Annotated in this window: 1 pseudogene; it reads right to left on the minus strand. The window is 48.0% G+C overall.

From position 1 onward, the window contains the following. Positions 1-322 precede the first annotated feature (322 nt). A pseudogene (locus ACXAIC_RS24730) lies at positions 323-904 on the minus strand (DDE-type integrase/transposase/recombinase); the annotation flags it as partial. Positions 905-988 lie beyond the last annotated feature (84 nt).

Raw genomic sequence — 988 nt, forward strand, 5'->3', positions numbered from 1 at the left:
CTGGCCTCCTTGTCCAGCCCTCAGCTTGAATCACTATTCACCACAAAAGGGAACCCAAGACGATTCAGACTTTTTGGGAAATGCTCTAGAAGGAAAGAATGTTCGAGAGTATGCGCGAAACATAATTAATGAACTGATTCGGAGATTCTGATGGGCGGCAGTTTTACTAATAGGTTTATTTCTAAAAATCCTACTGAATATTATAAAGAAGATGATCTTGGTCCGGTTGCTGACTATGGACAGTTTGAGAGTGCGACTGTTTCTCGACAAATTGGACCCGTTAATGTTGGCGTAACTGCAACACAAAAATACTCTTATGTGACTAGGTGTTTAGTCCCGGCCTTTGATGGATCGGATCGAGTTTGAACCTTTCTGGTTCCAATGTCGATTGTTTGCAGATGAATTCATAAGGCGTCAGGCCGCTGAGCGTCTTCAGTCGCCTGGCAAAATTGTAGGCATTTATGAAGTCCAAAAGGTGCCTGCGTAGCTGGTCGTGATTGTCATAGTGAAAGCGTTTGACGGTTGCATCCTTGATGGTGCGGTTCATGCGTTCGACCTGACCATTGGTCCAAGGATGCTTCACCTTGGTCAATCGGTGCTCGATGCCGTTTTCGGCGCACCCCCGATCAAACAGGTGCCCCATCATCGTTGCAGTCGGACCATCGCGGTATCGTCTGGGATGGCAGAACTGGATACCATTGTCGGTCAACACCGTGTGGATCTGATAGGGAATGGCAGCAACCAGATTACGCAGAAACTGGCTGGCAATGGCTCGGGTGGCTCTTTGATGCAGTTCGGCGAAGGCGAACTTGGAAGTCCGGTCGATGGCAACGAAGAGATGGAGTTTTCCTTCAGCGGTCTGCACCTCGGCGATGTCGATATGAAAGTATCCAATCGGGTCACTACTGTCCGGGAAAATTCTGATTTAGGATAAAAAAGGCCCGTTTTGTAAGGAGATCGTCTAGAATCGTGGTTGCAACGCCTGATT

The organism is Roseibium sp. AWQ4_254 (assembly GCF_056161025.1).